Annotated in this window: 14 protein-coding genes and 1 pseudogene; 9 read left to right on the top strand and 6 right to left on the bottom strand. The window is 66.2% G+C overall.

What is annotated here, in order from left to right; genetic code table 11:
• Positions 1–124: 124 nt before the first annotated feature.
• Together AC3EC3_RS16825 and AC3EC3_RS16820 are read right to left on the bottom strand one after the other, a co-directional pair.
• Positions 125–913, bottom strand: coding sequence for a CsgG/HfaB family protein (locus tag AC3EC3_RS16825; protein ID WP_488490755.1), 789 nt, complete (start codon positions 911–913; stop codon positions 125–127).
• Positions 914–1,050: 137 nt separating this feature from the next.
• The gene (locus tag AC3EC3_RS16820; protein ID WP_488490754.1) at positions 1,051–1,923 is read right to left on the bottom strand and encodes a glucosamine kinase nucleotide-binding domain-containing protein; all 873 of its coding nucleotides are present in this window, start codon (positions 1,921–1,923) and stop codon (positions 1,051–1,053) included.
• A 155-nt stretch (positions 1,924–2,078) separates the two neighbouring features.
• On the opposite strand from AC3EC3_RS16820, the gene AC3EC3_RS16815 reads away from it, so the two are divergent.
• A complete protein-coding gene (locus tag AC3EC3_RS16815; protein ID WP_488490753.1) occupies positions 2,079–2,954 on the top strand; it encodes an N-acetylmuramic acid 6-phosphate etherase in 876 nt (291 codons plus the stop codon).
• Here AC3EC3_RS16815 and AC3EC3_RS16810 read toward each other — a convergent pair.
• Positions 2,917–4,146 (bottom strand): serine hydrolase domain-containing protein, encoded by a 1,230-nt coding sequence (locus tag AC3EC3_RS16810; protein ID WP_488490752.1) that lies wholly within the window; start codon positions 4,144–4,146, stop codon positions 2,917–2,919. The genes AC3EC3_RS16815 and AC3EC3_RS16810 overlap by 38 nt on opposite strands.
• A 215-nt stretch (positions 4,147–4,361) precedes the next feature.
• Between AC3EC3_RS16810 and AC3EC3_RS16805 the strand changes: the two genes are divergently transcribed.
• Both AC3EC3_RS16805 and AC3EC3_RS16800 read left to right on the top strand, forming a co-directional pair.
• Positions 4,362–5,267 carry a LysR family transcriptional regulator gene (locus tag AC3EC3_RS16805; protein WP_488490751.1) on the top strand — a complete coding sequence of 302 codons (906 nt, stop codon included), beginning with the start codon at positions 4,362–4,364 and terminating at the stop codon, positions 5,265–5,267.
• 77 nt (positions 5,268–5,344) lie between these two features.
• Complete coding sequence (locus AC3EC3_RS16800; RefSeq protein ID WP_488490750.1) at positions 5,345–5,620, top strand: hypothetical protein; 276 nt, start codon at positions 5,345–5,347, stop codon at positions 5,618–5,620.
• Between the two features lie 18 nt (positions 5,621–5,638).
• On the opposite strand, the gene AC3EC3_RS16795 is transcribed toward AC3EC3_RS16800, so the two are convergent.
• Genes AC3EC3_RS16795 through AC3EC3_RS16785 form a run of 3 tightly spaced genes read right to left on the bottom strand, consistent with a single transcriptional unit; the run spans position 5,639 to position 7,440 of the window.
• Positions 5,639–6,127, bottom strand: coding sequence for a DUF2867 domain-containing protein (locus AC3EC3_RS16795; protein ID WP_488490749.1), 489 nt, complete (start codon positions 6,125–6,127; stop codon positions 5,639–5,641).
• A gap of 39 nt (positions 6,128–6,166) precedes the next feature.
• Positions 6,167–6,490: a hypothetical protein gene (locus AC3EC3_RS16790; RefSeq protein WP_260928811.1), complete on the bottom strand. Its 324-nt coding sequence runs from the start codon at positions 6,488–6,490 to the stop codon at positions 6,167–6,169.
• A 47-nt stretch (positions 6,491–6,537) separates the two neighbouring features.
• A complete protein-coding gene (locus AC3EC3_RS16785; RefSeq protein WP_488490748.1) occupies positions 6,538–7,440 on the bottom strand; it encodes an alpha/beta fold hydrolase in 903 nt (300 codons plus the stop codon).
• A gap of 248 nt (positions 7,441–7,688) precedes the next feature.
• Here AC3EC3_RS16785 and dgcN point away from each other — a divergent pair, with 248 nt between their 5' ends.
• From dgcN to AC3EC3_RS16755, 6 genes and pseudogenes are all read left to right on the top strand, one after another.
• Positions 7,689–8,696, top strand: coding sequence for an N-acetyltransferase DgcN (gene dgcN, locus AC3EC3_RS16780; RefSeq protein ID WP_488490747.1), 1,008 nt, complete (start codon positions 7,689–7,691; stop codon positions 8,694–8,696).
• Positions 8,693–9,682: an N-acetyl-D-Glu racemase DgcA gene (gene dgcA / locus AC3EC3_RS16775; protein WP_488490746.1), complete on the top strand. Its 990-nt coding sequence runs from the start codon at positions 8,693–8,695 to the stop codon at positions 9,680–9,682. Before dgcN ends, dgcA begins: the two co-directional genes overlap by 4 nt.
• Before the next feature lie 17 nt (positions 9,683–9,699).
• Positions 9,700–11,289 carry an N-acyl-D-amino-acid deacylase family protein gene (locus AC3EC3_RS16770; protein ID WP_488490745.1) on the top strand — a complete coding sequence of 530 codons (1,590 nt, stop codon included), beginning with the start codon at positions 9,700–9,702 and terminating at the stop codon, positions 11,287–11,289.
• The gene (locus tag AC3EC3_RS16765) at positions 11,289–12,539 is read left to right on the top strand and encodes a dicarboxylate/amino acid:cation symporter (RefSeq protein WP_488490744.1); all 1,251 of its coding nucleotides are present in this window, start codon (positions 11,289–11,291) and stop codon (positions 12,537–12,539) included. Before AC3EC3_RS16770 ends, AC3EC3_RS16765 begins: the two co-directional genes overlap by 1 nt.
• A gap of 297 nt (positions 12,540–12,836) precedes the next feature.
• Positions 12,837–13,195 (top strand): annotated as a pseudogene (locus AC3EC3_RS16760) (IS3 family transposase); the annotation flags it as partial.
• 361 nt (positions 13,196–13,556) lie between these two features.
• The coding region (locus AC3EC3_RS16755; RefSeq protein WP_488490743.1) for a BapA/Bap/LapF family prefix-like domain-containing protein at positions 13,557–14,145 on the top strand (589 nt) is incomplete at its 3' end.

The raw sequence follows: 14,145 nt of genomic DNA, 5'->3' as shown, positions 1-14,145 counted from the left end.
TTTGGCCGGGAATTGATATGCAGGCGCACGTTATTGGTTCGGCGATTTGCATCGCAACAAAGCGAAGCGCGGCATCTTTGCAAAAAGATGCCGCGCTTCTTGCCGTATTATTGGGTGCGCGGGCCTACTTGTTCGCGATCGGCGCGGCGGCCGAGGCGTCCTGCGGCAATCCGCCCAGCTGGTCGACCAGCTTGGTATAGGCATCCAGATAGGCCAGCACGATGATCTGGCCGATCTGGGTGTTCTGGTAGCCACCGCCACCCGCTGCCGCGAAGGTGCCGCCGAACCAGCCGCCTGCGCCGCTGCCGCCGAAACTGACGTCGGACTTGCGGGCATAGCCTTCGGTCAGCGCCTCTTCCACGGTGGTGCGCGCATTGACGACCGAGAGCGTGACGTTCGCCTCGCCCTTCTTGACGTTCAGACCGCCCGCGATCCGGCCTACGCCATGGCCCATCAGGCCGCCGACGCCGCCCAGCAGGCCGCCGATGCCGCCGCCGCCCGAATTGTTGTTGGTCGAGACGATATCGGGCTGGAGGAAGTAGTCTGCCGCCTTGATCTGCCCCTTGCCGATGTTCGAGCCCTTCTGCAGCTCACCGTTCTCGGCCAGCGCCCGCTCCATCGCGCTGCTCTGGAGTGACCGCCCCCGGTTCACCAGCGTGAAGCAGTGCGACTGCTGCACGAACACGCGCAGAATCGCCTCGGGACTGCCGAGGTTGAATTCGCGCCACCACTGGTTGTCCGGCTCGACGATGGAAACCGTGCCGAGGTTCTTGCGGCAGACCGGAATCTGCTGGGTGCCGCGATCCTGAAGTTTGCGGGCCGATGAGGCATCCGCCGCGTTCGCGGGCATTGCCCCCGTGACAGCCGCCCCCGCGCTCGCCAGTGCGGCGATCGCCCAAGTCCATGTCTTCATGCTGTGTTGCCTCCTGAGAACTGAACAGCTGGGAGGACTATGGGCCAGAAATCACGCTGCAATAAAGTGAAAATGAATCTTAATCGCGGAAATCTGGCTGCAATTCGGCGGAGAATTATACGCAAATTCTGTAATTGTCAGGGTTGGGCCGCAGGAGGGAAGCCTGCGAGCAGTAGCGCGCCGTCGAGCGAATCTCCCAGCGGCTCGGCCAGCCTCGCCACCGTGCGGGCGCGCAGCCAGGGGCGCATGTGCGGGGCGAGACCGCCCACCAGCGCGCAGCGTGCGGCCCCGCGCTCGAACACCGTCTCGATGAAGCGCTCGATATGCCCGGCGGCGTCTTCGACGATGGAGCGCGCGATCACGTCGCCCTGCTGGGCATGGGCCATGACTAGCGGGGCGAAGGCGCCGTAGTCGCGCGGGGTGGCGTGGTCCATCCACGCGATGGCGCGGGCGGTGTCGTGTCCGAAGCCTTCGGTTACGGCCTCGCTCAGCGCGGTGCGCCGGGTGCGTCCGTCGAGCGCGCGCAGGGCATGGCGCATGGCGGAGAGGCCCAGCGCGGCGCCGCTGCCCTCGTCCGAGATCGGAAAGCCGTAGCCACCGATAGCGAAGTCGCGCCCCTCGACGCGCAATTGTGCGATGCTGCCGGTGCCGACGATCAGCACCGCCCCATCCGCGCCGCGATGTGCGCCGAGATTGGCGATCATCGCATCGGTGGTGCAGGCGACAGGCCCCAGCCCGAAATCGTGCGCGGCAATGGCCTCGCGCACACCCGGACGCGTGATCCCGGCGATGCCCATGCCCACCTGCACCGCGCGCGCTTGTTCGCGGCCCAGTCCGGCTTCGCCAAGCGCCTGTGCGATCACGCCTTCCAGCGCCGCGAACAGCGCATCGAGCCCGATCCCGGCATTGGCAGGCCCGGCGCTGCCGCTGCCGAGCACGGTGCCGCTGGTGTCGACCAGCCGGGCGCGGCAATGGCTGCCGCCTGCATCGATGCCGAGAAAGTACGTCATGGCCGGAGGGTAGGACGGCCTTGCGTGATCCGGCCTATCGCCATCGGTCACGCCCCCATGCCCTTGCGTTATGTCCGGGCGAAGCGCTGCGATTTCCATCACTTCCGCAGGATCGCTATCGCAGGATGATCGTGACCTGAGAGGCCCGTCCGCGCATGAACACCGAATTCCCCGATCCGCGCTACCTCGACCTTGACCTGTGGCCGACGGAGCAGGCGGTCGCGGCGATGATCGAGGGGCAGATGGCCGCGCTCGCCGCCGTTCATGCGCAAGGCAATGCCATCGCACAGGCGGCGGACGCGGCGGCGGAGCGACTGGGGGAAACCGGGCGGCTGGTCTATGTCGGCGCGGGCACCTCGGGCCGGATCGCGGTGCAGGACGGGGCGGAACTGTACCCGACTTTCAACTGGCCGACCGCACGCGTGCATTTCGTGATGGCAGGCGGCCCCCGCGCGCTGATAGAGGCGGTCGAAGGTGCCGAGGACGATCCCGAAGCCGCGCATGTTGCCTTGGTCGAGGCGAATGTCGGCCTATCCGATGTGGTGATCGGCCTTGCCGCGAGTGGCCGCACGCCGTTCACCATCGCCGCGCTGGAGACTGCGCGCGCGGCTGGCGCGCTGACCATCGCGGTCGCCAACAATCCCGGCGCCAAGCTGCTGGCGGTGGCCGATCATCCGATCCTCGTCGAGACCGGCGCCGAAGTGATCGCCGGGTCCACCCGCATGAAGGCGGGCACCGCGCAGAAGGCCGTGCTCAACGCGTTGTCGAGCGCGATCATGGTCAAGCGCGGGCTGGTCTATCGCGGCCGCATGGTCAACATGCGCGTCTCCAACCACAAGCTGCGGCAGCGCGGCGAGGTGATGGTGGCCGAACTTTCCGGCACCTCGCATGCCGAGGCACAGGCCGCGCTGGACCGCGCCGACAACGACGTGCGGCTTGCCGTGCTGCTGGCACAGGGGTTTTCGTTCGAGACCGCGCGCGAACGGCTGGCGCTTAGCGGTGGCCGCCTGCGGGAAGCGCTTCGCCAGTAGCCAGCCGCTCTTCCGTCGCGCTGAAGGCGGAGTGCGCCCCCGGCGTCTCGGGTACATCGGTAGCGAAATAGGCGACGCCGGTGCCGCGTTCGGGGTCGATCCAAAGGCCTGAGCGCAGGCCATAGGCATTGCCCGCATGGCCGATGCGCGGGCGTCCGTCCCCGAAAGGATCGTCGCGGCAGCCTTGCGCCTTTGTCGCCAGCGTCTGGACCGCGAGGCCATAGGTACACAAGAAGCCCTGCCATGTATCGCCGTTGGCGCCGTCCGACACCCACTGCGGCGCCTCTATCGTCGCGATGGATCGAGCCGAAAGAATGCGCTTCCCGTCGAGCATACCGCGATTGAGCAGCATCTGCCCGACCCGCGCCAGACCCAGCGCCGAAATCCGCAGGCCGCCCTGCGGCGAAAAGATCGCGCCGTTGCGTCCGGCCTGCCAGGTATCGAGATCGCACGAGCCGTCGCTGGCGGGCGTTACCGGGCAGGCGGGGCGTGCCCCGTGATTGTCGTCGCTCACCGGCTTGCCCTGCCGGGTCAGGACCACTGCACGGGCCACCGCCGCATCGCTGCACTGCGTCCAGTTGTAGCAGGCATCGAGCTTCATCGGGCGCAGCACCAGCCGGTCCATCAGCCTGTCGAACCGTTCGCCTGTCACGCGCTCCATCACCGCGCCGATCATCGGGAAGTTGAGGTTGGTATAGCGAAAGTAGGTGCCCGGCGCGTGCTCGCTGTCCCACGCCTCGGGGGCCGCGACCGCCGCCTTCAGGCTGGCATCGAGCGGCAGCACATAGTCGATCCCGTCGCGCAGGCTCGATCGGTGCGAGAGCAGCAGGCGCAGCGTGATAGGCGTGTCCGGGAACGCCGGATTGCGTAAGGACCAGCCCAGATAGGTCGAGACATCGGCATCGAGATCGAGCTTCTTTTCCTCCACCAGCCGCATCACGCCGATGGCTGTCACCAGCTTCGAGATCGAGGCGACGCGCGCCGGATCGGAAGTCGTCACCGCTCGCCCCGTGGCCGGATCGGCGAGACCGCTCGCGCTCTCGGACAGGATGCGATAACGGTCGAAAGTCACTCGCGCCTCGGCCATAGGCTGGGGGGATGGCGGGGCACTGTCCTGCGCTTGCGTCACGACGGGAAGCACCAGTGCGAGCGCCGCCGCGCTGCTTGCGAGAAGAAGGGAAAGAGCCGCCATGGCCACAACGTGGCGCGCCTTTCGCGGCGAGGCGAGCGTTTTTGTGCGCCGATTTCGCGTATCGTGCCGGGCAAGATGCATGAGCGCCACACTATCCGGCCCATGAGGGCGCGAGGCGCCCGCCATGCTTGGCAGCGCGGCCTTGGGTGCTATCACTTGGCCTCTTTCTGGCCTCACGCCCCTCGCATTGGGACGCTGCCGACACGGACGATCCCATGAACCTGCGCCACATCGAGATATTTCACGCCGTTTACGTCAACGGCTCGGTCAGCGCGGCGGCGCGCGCGCTCAACGTCTCGCAGCCCTCGGTGTCCAAGGTGCTGCGCCATGCCGAATCGCTGCTGGGCTTTCCGCTGTTCCAGCGCACCGCCGGGCGTCTGATCCCGACCGAGGACGCGCACACGCTGTTCACCGAAGTGGGCGAGATTCAGGACCGCGTCTATGCCCTGCGCGAGGCGAGCCGGAACCTGCGGCGCGGCAGCGAGGGCGTGCTGCGCGTCTCGGCGCTGCCGTCGATCGCGCTCGATGCGCTGCCGACGACCGTCACCCAGTTCCTGCGCAGTCATGCCAAGGTGAAGTTCGACCTCCAGACGATCCACCACGAGGATCTGCTGCGCAAGCTCTACGAGCGCGAGACCGATCTCGCCGTCGCCTTCGAGGTGCCGCGCGATGCCCCCATCGGTGCGCAGTGGCTGGGCGCGGGCGAACTGGTCGTGCTCTATCGCGAGGAGGACATGCCCGACGCGCCCTCGCGCATCGATCTGGAGCAACTGGTCGGCCGCCCGTTCATCTCGCTCGCCGCTTCCGGCCCCATCGGCCTGCTGTTCAGCAAGGAAGTGCTGCGCGCAGGCGTAGAGCTGGACGAGGTGGTGCAGGCCCGCACCTTCCACATCGCGACCGCGCTGGTGCGGCAGGGCGTGGGCATGACCGTGGTGGACAACTTCACCGCGCGCGCCTCGCTGGTCCCCGGCCTGTCGATGCGCCCGCTCAAATCGCGCCTGACCTTCGACGTCCACGCGATGTACCTCACCAACCGCCCCCCGACCGTGCTGGCCACCGATTTCCTCAAGGCGCTGGCCAGAACGATAGATGCGCACTCGCGCCCGGTGCCGATGGGGTGAGGGGGGCATTGGCGAAGTCGGCCTTGCGAACATCATATGGGCGGGCTTAGAATACGATCGCACTTTTCAGAGGCATTATGCTTTCGTATTTCAATGCGGCGTTTTCGGCCCTTCTGAACATGGGGCTGGTTGTAGCGATTATCTATGGGGCTTTGTCGCGACCGTTTGGGGCAACTTTTGCGATAAGAGCTGCAATTGCCGTTCCGGCATCGCTCAACATCCTGAGCTGCCTCTTCAGGGCTTCTCTCGGGTACGAGAATCGTATTGTCGGCATCGGCACGACAGTTGCATTTGCCGTGGTTCTGGTATTCGCCTTTCGGCGCAAGCTCGCCTCAGCCCCGAAAACCGAATAGCGTTTATTTTCATCGGGTTCAGGTCTTGCCCAAACTCGCCTTCAGCTTGCGCAGCGATCCTGCGACGATGCGGCGGTGGGCGCGGCCGACCGGTAGCATATAGAGCCTCCCGTAGAGATTGTGCGTCACCACGGAAGCGGTGATCGACACATGGCCCGCGCCTGTGGTGATGCAGGTCATTACGTCGAGGTGGCGGTCTCTCGCGGTGAGCACGAGGAGGTCGGGTGCGATCTGCTCGACCAGAAAGAAGTCGAGCTTGTCGCCCACATGCACCTGCTTCGGGATCGATCCGGCGAACCCGCCCACAGGCTCGACGCCGAACGCCGACGATACGAGATCGCGCACCTTGAAAGCGAGGCGCATCGCCGTGCCGGTCTGGGCCGTAATGAGCCGCCAGGCCTCCAGCGCAGTGACATCGCGTGCGACGCGAATGGTCTGGCGGTCGTAGTAGTCGAGGGCCGCCAGCGGCGCCACGAGGACGGGGTCGGGTTCTGCATTGTGAGACATGCAAGCTATCCTGCGTAAGCCCCCTCTGCTGATCCCCCCTCAATTCCCGTCGGCGTCGACCTCGAAGACCATCGGCTTGCCGCGGGTCTCTGGTTCCCATCCGGCGGCGAGGGCGGCGCGTACGCCGCGCGCGACAATGGCGTCGCCGATCTGCAGGCGGCCGCGTTGCAGGCCCTTCAACAGGCGCTTGGGCGGCGGGAACTCCAGCACCGCGCCGCGCTTGGTGCCGTGTTGGAGGACGAAGACGGTCATGCCGCGCCAGCCCTCGATATCGCTCCAGCTCGGTTCGCGGCGCACTTCCCAGTCGTACTGGATACCGTCGACGGGGACCGTGCCCGAGAGCTTGTGCGTGTTGTTCAGCATGTCGCTGCTCTAGCAGGATGACAGAGCAACGCTACCCCGCACTCTTTTCATCCCACGTTCGCGGCGATCCAGCCGAGCACGTCGCCGGTAACGTCCTCGCGGTTGATCTCGTTGAGCATCTCGTGGCGCCCTTCGGGATAGAGCTTGAGCGTCACCCGGCGCAGGCCCGCCGCGCGATAACGTTCGGTGAGTTCGCGCACGATCGCGCCGTCCGGTCCGGCGATCGGGTCCATATCGCCCGAGAATATCAGGATCGGCAGGTCCGGGTGGAGGATTTCCAGCGCGGCGGGATCGCGCAAGTGTTCGCCCTGCGCCAGCAGCGAGGCGAAAGAGGCGGGCGTCACGGCAAAGCCGCAGAGCGGATCGGCAAGGTAGAGGTCGACCTCGTGTTCGTCGCGGCTCAGCCAGTCGGCGCCGGTGCGCATCGGCTGGAACGCGGCGTTGAAGGCCGCGAACGGGCCGCCTTCGGCCTTGGAGGCCGCCATCATCTCGCCCATGCGGTCCACCGCGGTCGAACCGCACAGGATCACCGCATCGCCCGGATCGACGGTATCGAGGATCAGCTGTTGCAGCATCATCGAGCCCATCGAATGGCCGAACAGGATCAGCGGCAGATCGCCGTAGTGCTCGCGCACCCAAAGGATCAGCGCGGCATGGTCCTGCGTCAGCGCCGGGAAGCCATCGGGGCCGAGATCGCCCAGCGTGCCGTCGTCTCGCGCGCTCGGCCCGTGGCCGCGCTGATCGGGGGCGTGGACCTCGTAGCCCGCCGCCGCCAGCACTCTGGCAAAGCGGTCATAGCGCAAGGCATGCTCGCCCATGCCGTGCGCGAGCAGCACCACGCCCTTTACCGGAACCGTGGCGCGCCAGTGATAGACGGTCGCCACGCGGCCATCGGGGCAGGCGACCTGATCGGTGGCGGCCGGATTGCTGGCGGGCGGTGTCTCGGGCATCGGGCAAGTCCTTCTGATGTCGGCTGGATCGCGTCGCAGGGAGGGGAAGATGACGAGGCTGCGGAGCGAGTTCAACGGCGCTGGTTTGCAAAGGCGGCAATCCTTCGAGCGTCTTTCGCGTGCGGCCAACGTGCCGTCGCTGTAGGGGCTCGGCCTGTCTGCTCCATCCCGCCCCATAGCGCCGGGCTATAGGGCGGCGCGACGTCGATATGAGCGTAGGGGAGCCTCTCGTAGCTAGTTTGCGCGGCATGATTGCGGCACCTTTTCTTCTCTATCTCGGCCACAGCGCCGACTTCATCGGCATCAAGACCTCGCGGGGCCTGGCGGCGTTCCGGCGGCACGATTGCGTGGGCGAATTCCGGCACGACGACAGCCCGCTGACGCTCGATCTGCCGCGCATGACGATAGCCGAGGCAGCGGCGGCAGGCGCGAAGACGCTGGTTCTGGGCATCGCCAACGCTGGCGGACGGATCGACGAGAGCATGGTCGCCGATGCGCTGGCGGCGCTCGATGCAGGGATGCATGTGGCGGCGGGGCTGCACCAGCGGTTGCGCGATGTACCTGCGCTCGTCGCGCGCGCGGCGGAGCGCGGGCTCTCGCTGATCGACGTGCGCGATCCGCCTGCGGACCTGAAAGTTGGCACCGGATATGCGCGCGAAGGTAATCGTCTGCTGACCGTCGGTACCGACTGTTCGGTCGGCAAGATGTACGCGACCATTGCGCTCGCCGAAGGGCTGCGCGCGCGCGGGCTCGACGCCGATTTCCGCGCGACCGGGCAGACCGGCATCCTGATCGCCGGGAGCGGCGTGCCGCTCGATGCCGTGGTGGCGGACTTCATCTCGGGCGCGGTGGAGCACCTCGCACCGGCCCGTCACGATGGCGGCTGGGATGTGATCGAGGGGCAGGGATCGCTGTTCCACCCCTCGTTCGCGGGGGTTTCCACCGGGCTGCTGCACGGCGCGCAGGCGCAGGCGCTGGTGCTGTGCCACGACCCTGCACGCGGCGACATGCGCGGGCTTCCCGGTCGCGCACTGCCGTCGCTGGAAGAGTGTGTCGCGGCCAACCTCGCCACCGCGCGGCTGACCAGCCCCGACGTGCGCTTCGTCGGCGTATGCCTCAACACCTCGTCGCTGGACGAGGATGCTGCCCGCGCGCTCTGTGCGCAAACGGCGGCGCGGCTGGACCTGCCCTGCACGGATCCCTATCGTTTCGGCGTGGAAACGGTCCTCGACACCTTGCTGGGCGTCCCCGCGTGAGCCTCACCCTCGACGCAAGGGCGGAGCGGTTCGCGCTGGCGCGTCCGTTCCGCATTTCGCGCGGGGTGAAGACCGAGGCGCTGGTAGTCACCGCCAGTGTCTCGCGCGATGGCCTCACCGGGCGCGGAGAGGGTGTGCCCTATGCCCGTTATGGCGAGAGCGTCGAGAGCGTGCTGGCGCAGATCGAGGAGGCACGCGGCGCCATCGAACGCGGGCTCGACCGCGCCGGACTGGCCACGCTGCTTCCCGCTGGCGCCGCGCGTAATGCGCTCGACTGTGCGCTGTGGGATCTGGAAGCGAAGGCGAGCGGGATCAGGGTCGCCGATCAGCTTGGTATCGCGACCGACCGACCCGTCGCCAGCGCGCTGACGGTAGTGATCGACGCACCCGAGGCGATGGCCGCCGAAGCCGCGAAGGTCGTCCATGCGCCGCTGCTGAAAGTGAAAGTCGATGCGCTCGACCCCGAAGCGCAGGTGCGCGCGGTGCGGGCGGCGGCGCCGGAGGCGGCCCTGATCGTCGATCCCAACGAGAGTTGGGACGAGGCGCTGGTGCGCGCGATGGCGCCGGTGCTGGCCGAATGCCGGGTGGCCGTGCTCGAACAGCCGGTGCCCGCCGAAGCCGATGACTGGTTGGCCGGATATCGCGCCCCGGTGCCGATCTGTGCCGACGAATCCCTCCACACGCTGGCCGACCTGCCGCGCGTGGCGGCGCGCTATCAGGCGATCAACGTGAAGCTCGACAAGGCAGGCGGGCTGAGCGAGGCGCTGGCGCTCGTCCATGCTGCGCGCGCGCGAAATATGGGCCTGATGGTGGGCTGCATGGTCTCTTCCTCGCTCTCGATCGTGCCTGCCCTGCATGCCGCTGCGCTGGGAGCCGACTGGGTGGACCTTGACGGACCGGTCTGGCTTCGGGAAGATCGGCTTGGCGGGGTTCGCGATGAGGGCGGCTATCTCCTTCCGCCGCAACAGGGGTTCTGGGGTTCATGAAAATCAGCAGGTTGCGCGTGAGCGTCGCATCGGCGGCGGTTCTGGGAATGGTTGCACTGGCAACTGGTTCGGGGCTGTTGGCCGCACCCGGAAAACCGCTCTCCGCCGATCTGCTGATCAAGGGCGGCACGGTCTATCCCGGCGGCGGGGCACCGTTCACCGGCGACGTTGCCATCAGGGGAGACCGGATCGTCGCGGTGGGCGCGCATCTTGCGGTGAAGGCCGCGCGCACGATCGACGCCAAGGGCCTGATCGTCGCCCCCGGCTTCGTCGATCCGCACACGCATATGGAAGCCGAGCTGACCTCGGACGATGCCAGAACCCGGCTGATCGAGGCGTTCCTGCTGCAGGGCGTGACCACCGCGTTCGTCGGCAACGATGGCGGCGGTCCGCTCGATGTCGGCGGCCTGCTCGCCAGCGTGAAGGTCAAGCCGGTCGGCATCAACTATGCCGCCTATACCGGCTTCGGCACGATCCGCTCCAAGGTGATCGGCGAGGACCGCCGCGCGCCGACGCCTGCCGAGCTTGAGGCTGAGAAGGGCCTTGTCCGTACAGCGATGTGCCAGGGCGCGCTGGGCCTCTCGACCGGACTGTTCTACGCGCCGCAGAGCTTTTCCAAGACCGACGAGGTGATCGCGCTTTCGGCGGTCGCCGGGCAGATGGGTGGCTATTACGACACCCACATGCGCGACGAATCCGATTACAACATCGGCCTGTCCGCCGCCGTCGACGAGGTGATCCGCATCGGGCGCGAGGGGCATCTGCCGGTCCACATCTCGCATATCAAGGCGCTGGGCGTGGATCTGTGGGGACAGGCCCCGGCGATCATCGCCAGGATCAATGCCGCGCGCGCATCGGGCGTGAACATCACTGCCGCGCAATATCCGTGGTCGGCCAGCGGGACGAGCCTCGTCTCCTCGCTGATGCCGCTGTGGGCGCAGGACGGCGGGCGCAAGGCGATGCTCGCGCGTTTCGACGACCCTGCCCAGCAGGCGAAGTTGCGCGCCGGAATGGCCGAGAACATGCGCCGTCGCGGCGGGGCGGACAAGCTGCTGATCGTCGAGGGCAAGTACACCAACCAGCGGCTCGATGCAGTGGCCAAGGAACTCCACGAGGACGCGGTGAGCGCGGCGATGGACGTGATCCGCACCGCCGATCCCGCGACGATCTCGTTCAACATGTCCGAAGGCGATATCGAGGCGTTCATGCGCCAGCCCTGGGTGATGACCGATTCCGACGCCTCGACCGCGCACCCGCGCGTCTATGCGACGTTCGCGCGCAAGTACGCCTACTACACGAAGCAGCGCCACGTCCTGACCGTGCAGCAGTTCATCGACCGCAGTTCGGCGACGACGGCGGACTGGTTCCACCTGGCCGGTCGCGGTCATCTGAAGGCGGGCGACTTCGCCGATGTGGTGGTGTTCGATCCCAGGACATACGCGCCGCGCGCCACCTATGAGCAGCCCAACCTGACCTCGGTGGGCGTGCGCGAGGTGCTGGTGAACGGGCAGATCGCGGTGGAGAACGGTAAGCTGACGGGCGTCGCCGCCGGTCGCGCGCTGGCGCATCCGTTACCCAAGAGCTTGCCCGCAGGCACTTGCGCCTGATGGCGCTCGTGCATCGCTGGTTCGCCATTCCACTGTGGAAGCGCGTGCTCGGCGCGCTGGCGGCGGGGCTGCTGCTGGCGCTGCTCGCCCCGCAGGCCGCGCCGTGGTTCGCGGTGTTCGGAGACCTGTTCGTGCGTGCGATCCGCATGCTGGTGGCGCCGATCGTGCTCGTCACCATCGCCAGCGGTATCACCACGCTGGCCGACCCGAAGAAGCTGGGCAGCGTGGGCGGGCGCACGGTTGGCCTCTTCGCGCTGACGACCGCAATGGCGGTGGCTGTGGGCATGCTGGTGGCGACGATCTTTCGCCCCGGCGAGAACGCGCCGCTCGGCCATGCCGCGCCGCATGCGCTGGGCACTCCGGTCAGCGCTTATGACCAGCTTGTCGGCATCGTGCCGACCAATATCGTCGAGGCGCTGGCCAAGGGCGATATGCTGGCGCTGATCTTCGTTGCGATCCTGTTCGGCGTCGGCACCGTGCTGGCGGGCGAGAGTGGCAGGCCTTTCGCAACATTGCTGCAAGGCACCTCCGCCGTGCTGCTGAAAGTCGTCGGCATCGTCATGGAGGTGACGCCGCTGGGCGTCTTCGCGCTGATCGCCAATGCGGTGGCGGCAAACGGCGCGGCGGTGTTCGTCAACGTTGCGTGGCTGGCGGTGGCGGTGGTGGCAGGCTGTGCGATCCAGATCCTCGTCGTCCATTCGCTGATGCTGCGGCTGCTGGCCAAAGTCCCGGTCGGGCGGTTCTTCCGGGGCATCACCGACGCGCTGGCGATCGCCTTCTCCACCGCATCGAGCAGCGCGACGCTGCCCGTCGCCATGCGCTGTGCAGAAGAGAACATCGGCGTCCACCGCGCCATCGCCTCGACCGTGCTGCCGCTGGGGGCGAGCATCGGCAAGGACGGCACCGCGATGTACGTCGGCCTGCTCAGCCTCTTCGCGCTACAGGCGTTCCATGTGCCGATGACCGCGACACTCTATGCGACCGTGCTGCTGACCGGCGCGCTGGCCGCTTTCGGCACCGCGCCGGTGCCGTCGGCCTCGCTGTTCATGCTCTCCGCCGTGCTCTCCGCCTGCGGGATCGAGCCTGCGCAGACCGCGCTGGTGGTCGGTTTCGTGCTGCCCTTCGACCGCCTGCTCGACATGACCCGCACGGTGCCCAGCGCCTACGCCAACCTCACCGTGGCAACCACGGTGGCGCGCTGGGAAGGCGAACTGGACGAGGGCGCGCTCAGGCATACGCCGGGAGCGTGAGGCACATTAAGGAAGAATGACGTTTGCTGTGCATTATCTCAGGGTCTTGCGCGTCCATGAACATATAGGCGCGCCCGAGTCATGCCTGTTTTCCGAACGCTGAGTAGCCCCTAGATTTCTGGACGCCTTCTATCCTAATTTTGAGGACAGGAGATGACGATGGGAGAGAGTCCAATTTCAGCGATGTGTTCAAGGCTCTCCTGAGCTTGCCCAAGGTCGTGATGCGGTGGTCCAGATCATCGAGCGAGGGTATCGGGCAGGGAGGTTTCTGAGCGGCTCGGCGTCAGTCAGCATTTGCTGCAGGCGCTGTATTTGGCGGTATGGTGACGCAAGCCTAAGCAGCGTGTTCTGATCCCTTCGGATCAAGGCGCGCAGTCACCAGCATGGACTGGGCGACCTTCATCCGGCTCACAATCTTGAGCATTCGATGAGCCGTCGCGGCAGTTGCCATGATAACGCGGTAGCCGAGAGCTTCTTTTCCTCGCTCAAGCGTGAGCGCCTCCGGCGCCGCACCTACAAAACACGCGAGGAAGCCCGGCAGGACGTGTTCGATTACATCGAGATGTTCCACAACCCCGATCCGCAAGCAGGTCAGGACCGGGATGCTGCCATCCGCCCAGTTCGAACGGCAGCAGATTTTGAAAGCAGATGGCGTCCAGAAAACTGGGGGTTGCTCACGCCGGCAGCCTGTAGGTTCAGGCACTCTCGACAAGCATGCGTCGAGCACCTTCGCATCACGCCATGCGCGTACAAGCGGCGCAGGTGCCATGTGGCGCGGCAAGACGTTGCTCGGCTACCGTCATCTGGGGAAGACGGTAGCCGGCGCGAGCATGTTCAAAGTACAGCCAATCACCTGCCATCAAAATCGATTCCGATATCGGACTGTTTTGGCATGTCCGTCTTATTTCGACGTTCGGTTCGTGTCTGCCTGCGCGGCAGGGGCGTGCCCTTCGGTCTGGCGTCCGCAAATCCCGTGCAAATGCAGCCTCACAGGTATGTGAACATAAGGGGAGTGGCATGGTTGCGCAGATCACGGATAAGGCTAGCGGCAAGACGCACGATGTTCCGGACGAGGCGATCCATCTTGATCACCCGAGTATCGTCAGACTGCACATAAATCATGCCGATGTGGCGGCGATTAGCCGTGACGGTAACGATCTGATAATCCAGCTGCGTTCCGGAAAGAGCATACGCATTGCAGGATTTTACAATGACTTTGCGGGCAATGGACAAAGTGATGTTGTTTTTGAAGATCAGGATGGACACGCTTGGGGTGTTTCTCATGATGTACATCCGCACCTTTATGAATTGCAGGATCCGAATGATTTGGGAGGGGCGGTCGCCGGGGGGGAATCAGGAGGTAACAGTCTCGGCATTCTTCTTCCGGTTCTAGGGGTACTTGGCGGCGGGGGGCTCATCGCGGGATTATCCGGTGGAGGCCATGGATCGGGAGGAAAGGAGACAAGCTCCTTGGGAACTCCCAGTCTGGCGCTGGAGAGCGATACCGGCACGTCTGCAAGCGATCACGTGACGAGCGATGGCACGGTGGTGGTCAGCGGCCTGGAAGACGGGGCGAGCTACGAGTACTCCACCGATGGCGGCACGA

The organism is Novosphingobium sp. BAM6, assembly GCF_057784955.1.
Note: the sequence above shows the minus strand (reverse complement) of the source record. Positions and strands in the feature narration are given on the sequence as shown.

What these genes read in the sequence shown, in the direction of transcription:
- AC3EC3_RS16825 (WP_488490755.1), bottom strand. Translation starts at nt 913, where the DNA reads ATGAAGACATGGACTTGGGCGATCGCCGCACTGGCGAGCGCGGGGGCG.
- AC3EC3_RS16820 (WP_488490754.1), bottom strand. Translation starts at nt 1,923, where the DNA reads ATGACGTACTTTCTCGGCATCGATGCAGGCGGCAGCCATTGCCGCGCC.
- AC3EC3_RS16815 (WP_488490753.1), top strand. Translation starts at nt 2,079, where the DNA reads ATGAACACCGAATTCCCCGATCCGCGCTACCTCGACCTTGACCTGTGG.
- AC3EC3_RS16810 (WP_488490752.1), bottom strand. Translation starts at nt 4,146, where the DNA reads ATGGCGGCTCTTTCCCTTCTTCTCGCAAGCAGCGCGGCGGCGCTCGCA.
- AC3EC3_RS16805 (WP_488490751.1), top strand. Translation starts at nt 4,362, where the DNA reads ATGAACCTGCGCCACATCGAGATATTTCACGCCGTTTACGTCAACGGC.
- AC3EC3_RS16800 (WP_488490750.1), top strand. Translation starts at nt 5,345, where the DNA reads ATGCTTTCGTATTTCAATGCGGCGTTTTCGGCCCTTCTGAACATGGGG.
- AC3EC3_RS16795 (WP_488490749.1), bottom strand. Translation starts at nt 6,127, where the DNA reads ATGTCTCACAATGCAGAACCCGACCCCGTCCTCGTGGCGCCGCTGGCG.
- AC3EC3_RS16790 (WP_260928811.1), bottom strand. Translation starts at nt 6,490, where the DNA reads ATGCTGAACAACACGCACAAGCTCTCGGGCACGGTCCCCGTCGACGGT.
- AC3EC3_RS16785 (WP_488490748.1), bottom strand. Translation starts at nt 7,440, where the DNA reads ATGCCCGAGACACCGCCCGCCAGCAATCCGGCCGCCACCGATCAGGTC.
- dgcN (WP_488490747.1), top strand. Translation starts at nt 7,689, where the DNA reads ATGATTGCGGCACCTTTTCTTCTCTATCTCGGCCACAGCGCCGACTTC.
- AC3EC3_RS16765 (WP_488490744.1), top strand. Translation starts at nt 11,289, where the DNA reads ATGGCGCTCGTGCATCGCTGGTTCGCCATTCCACTGTGGAAGCGCGTG.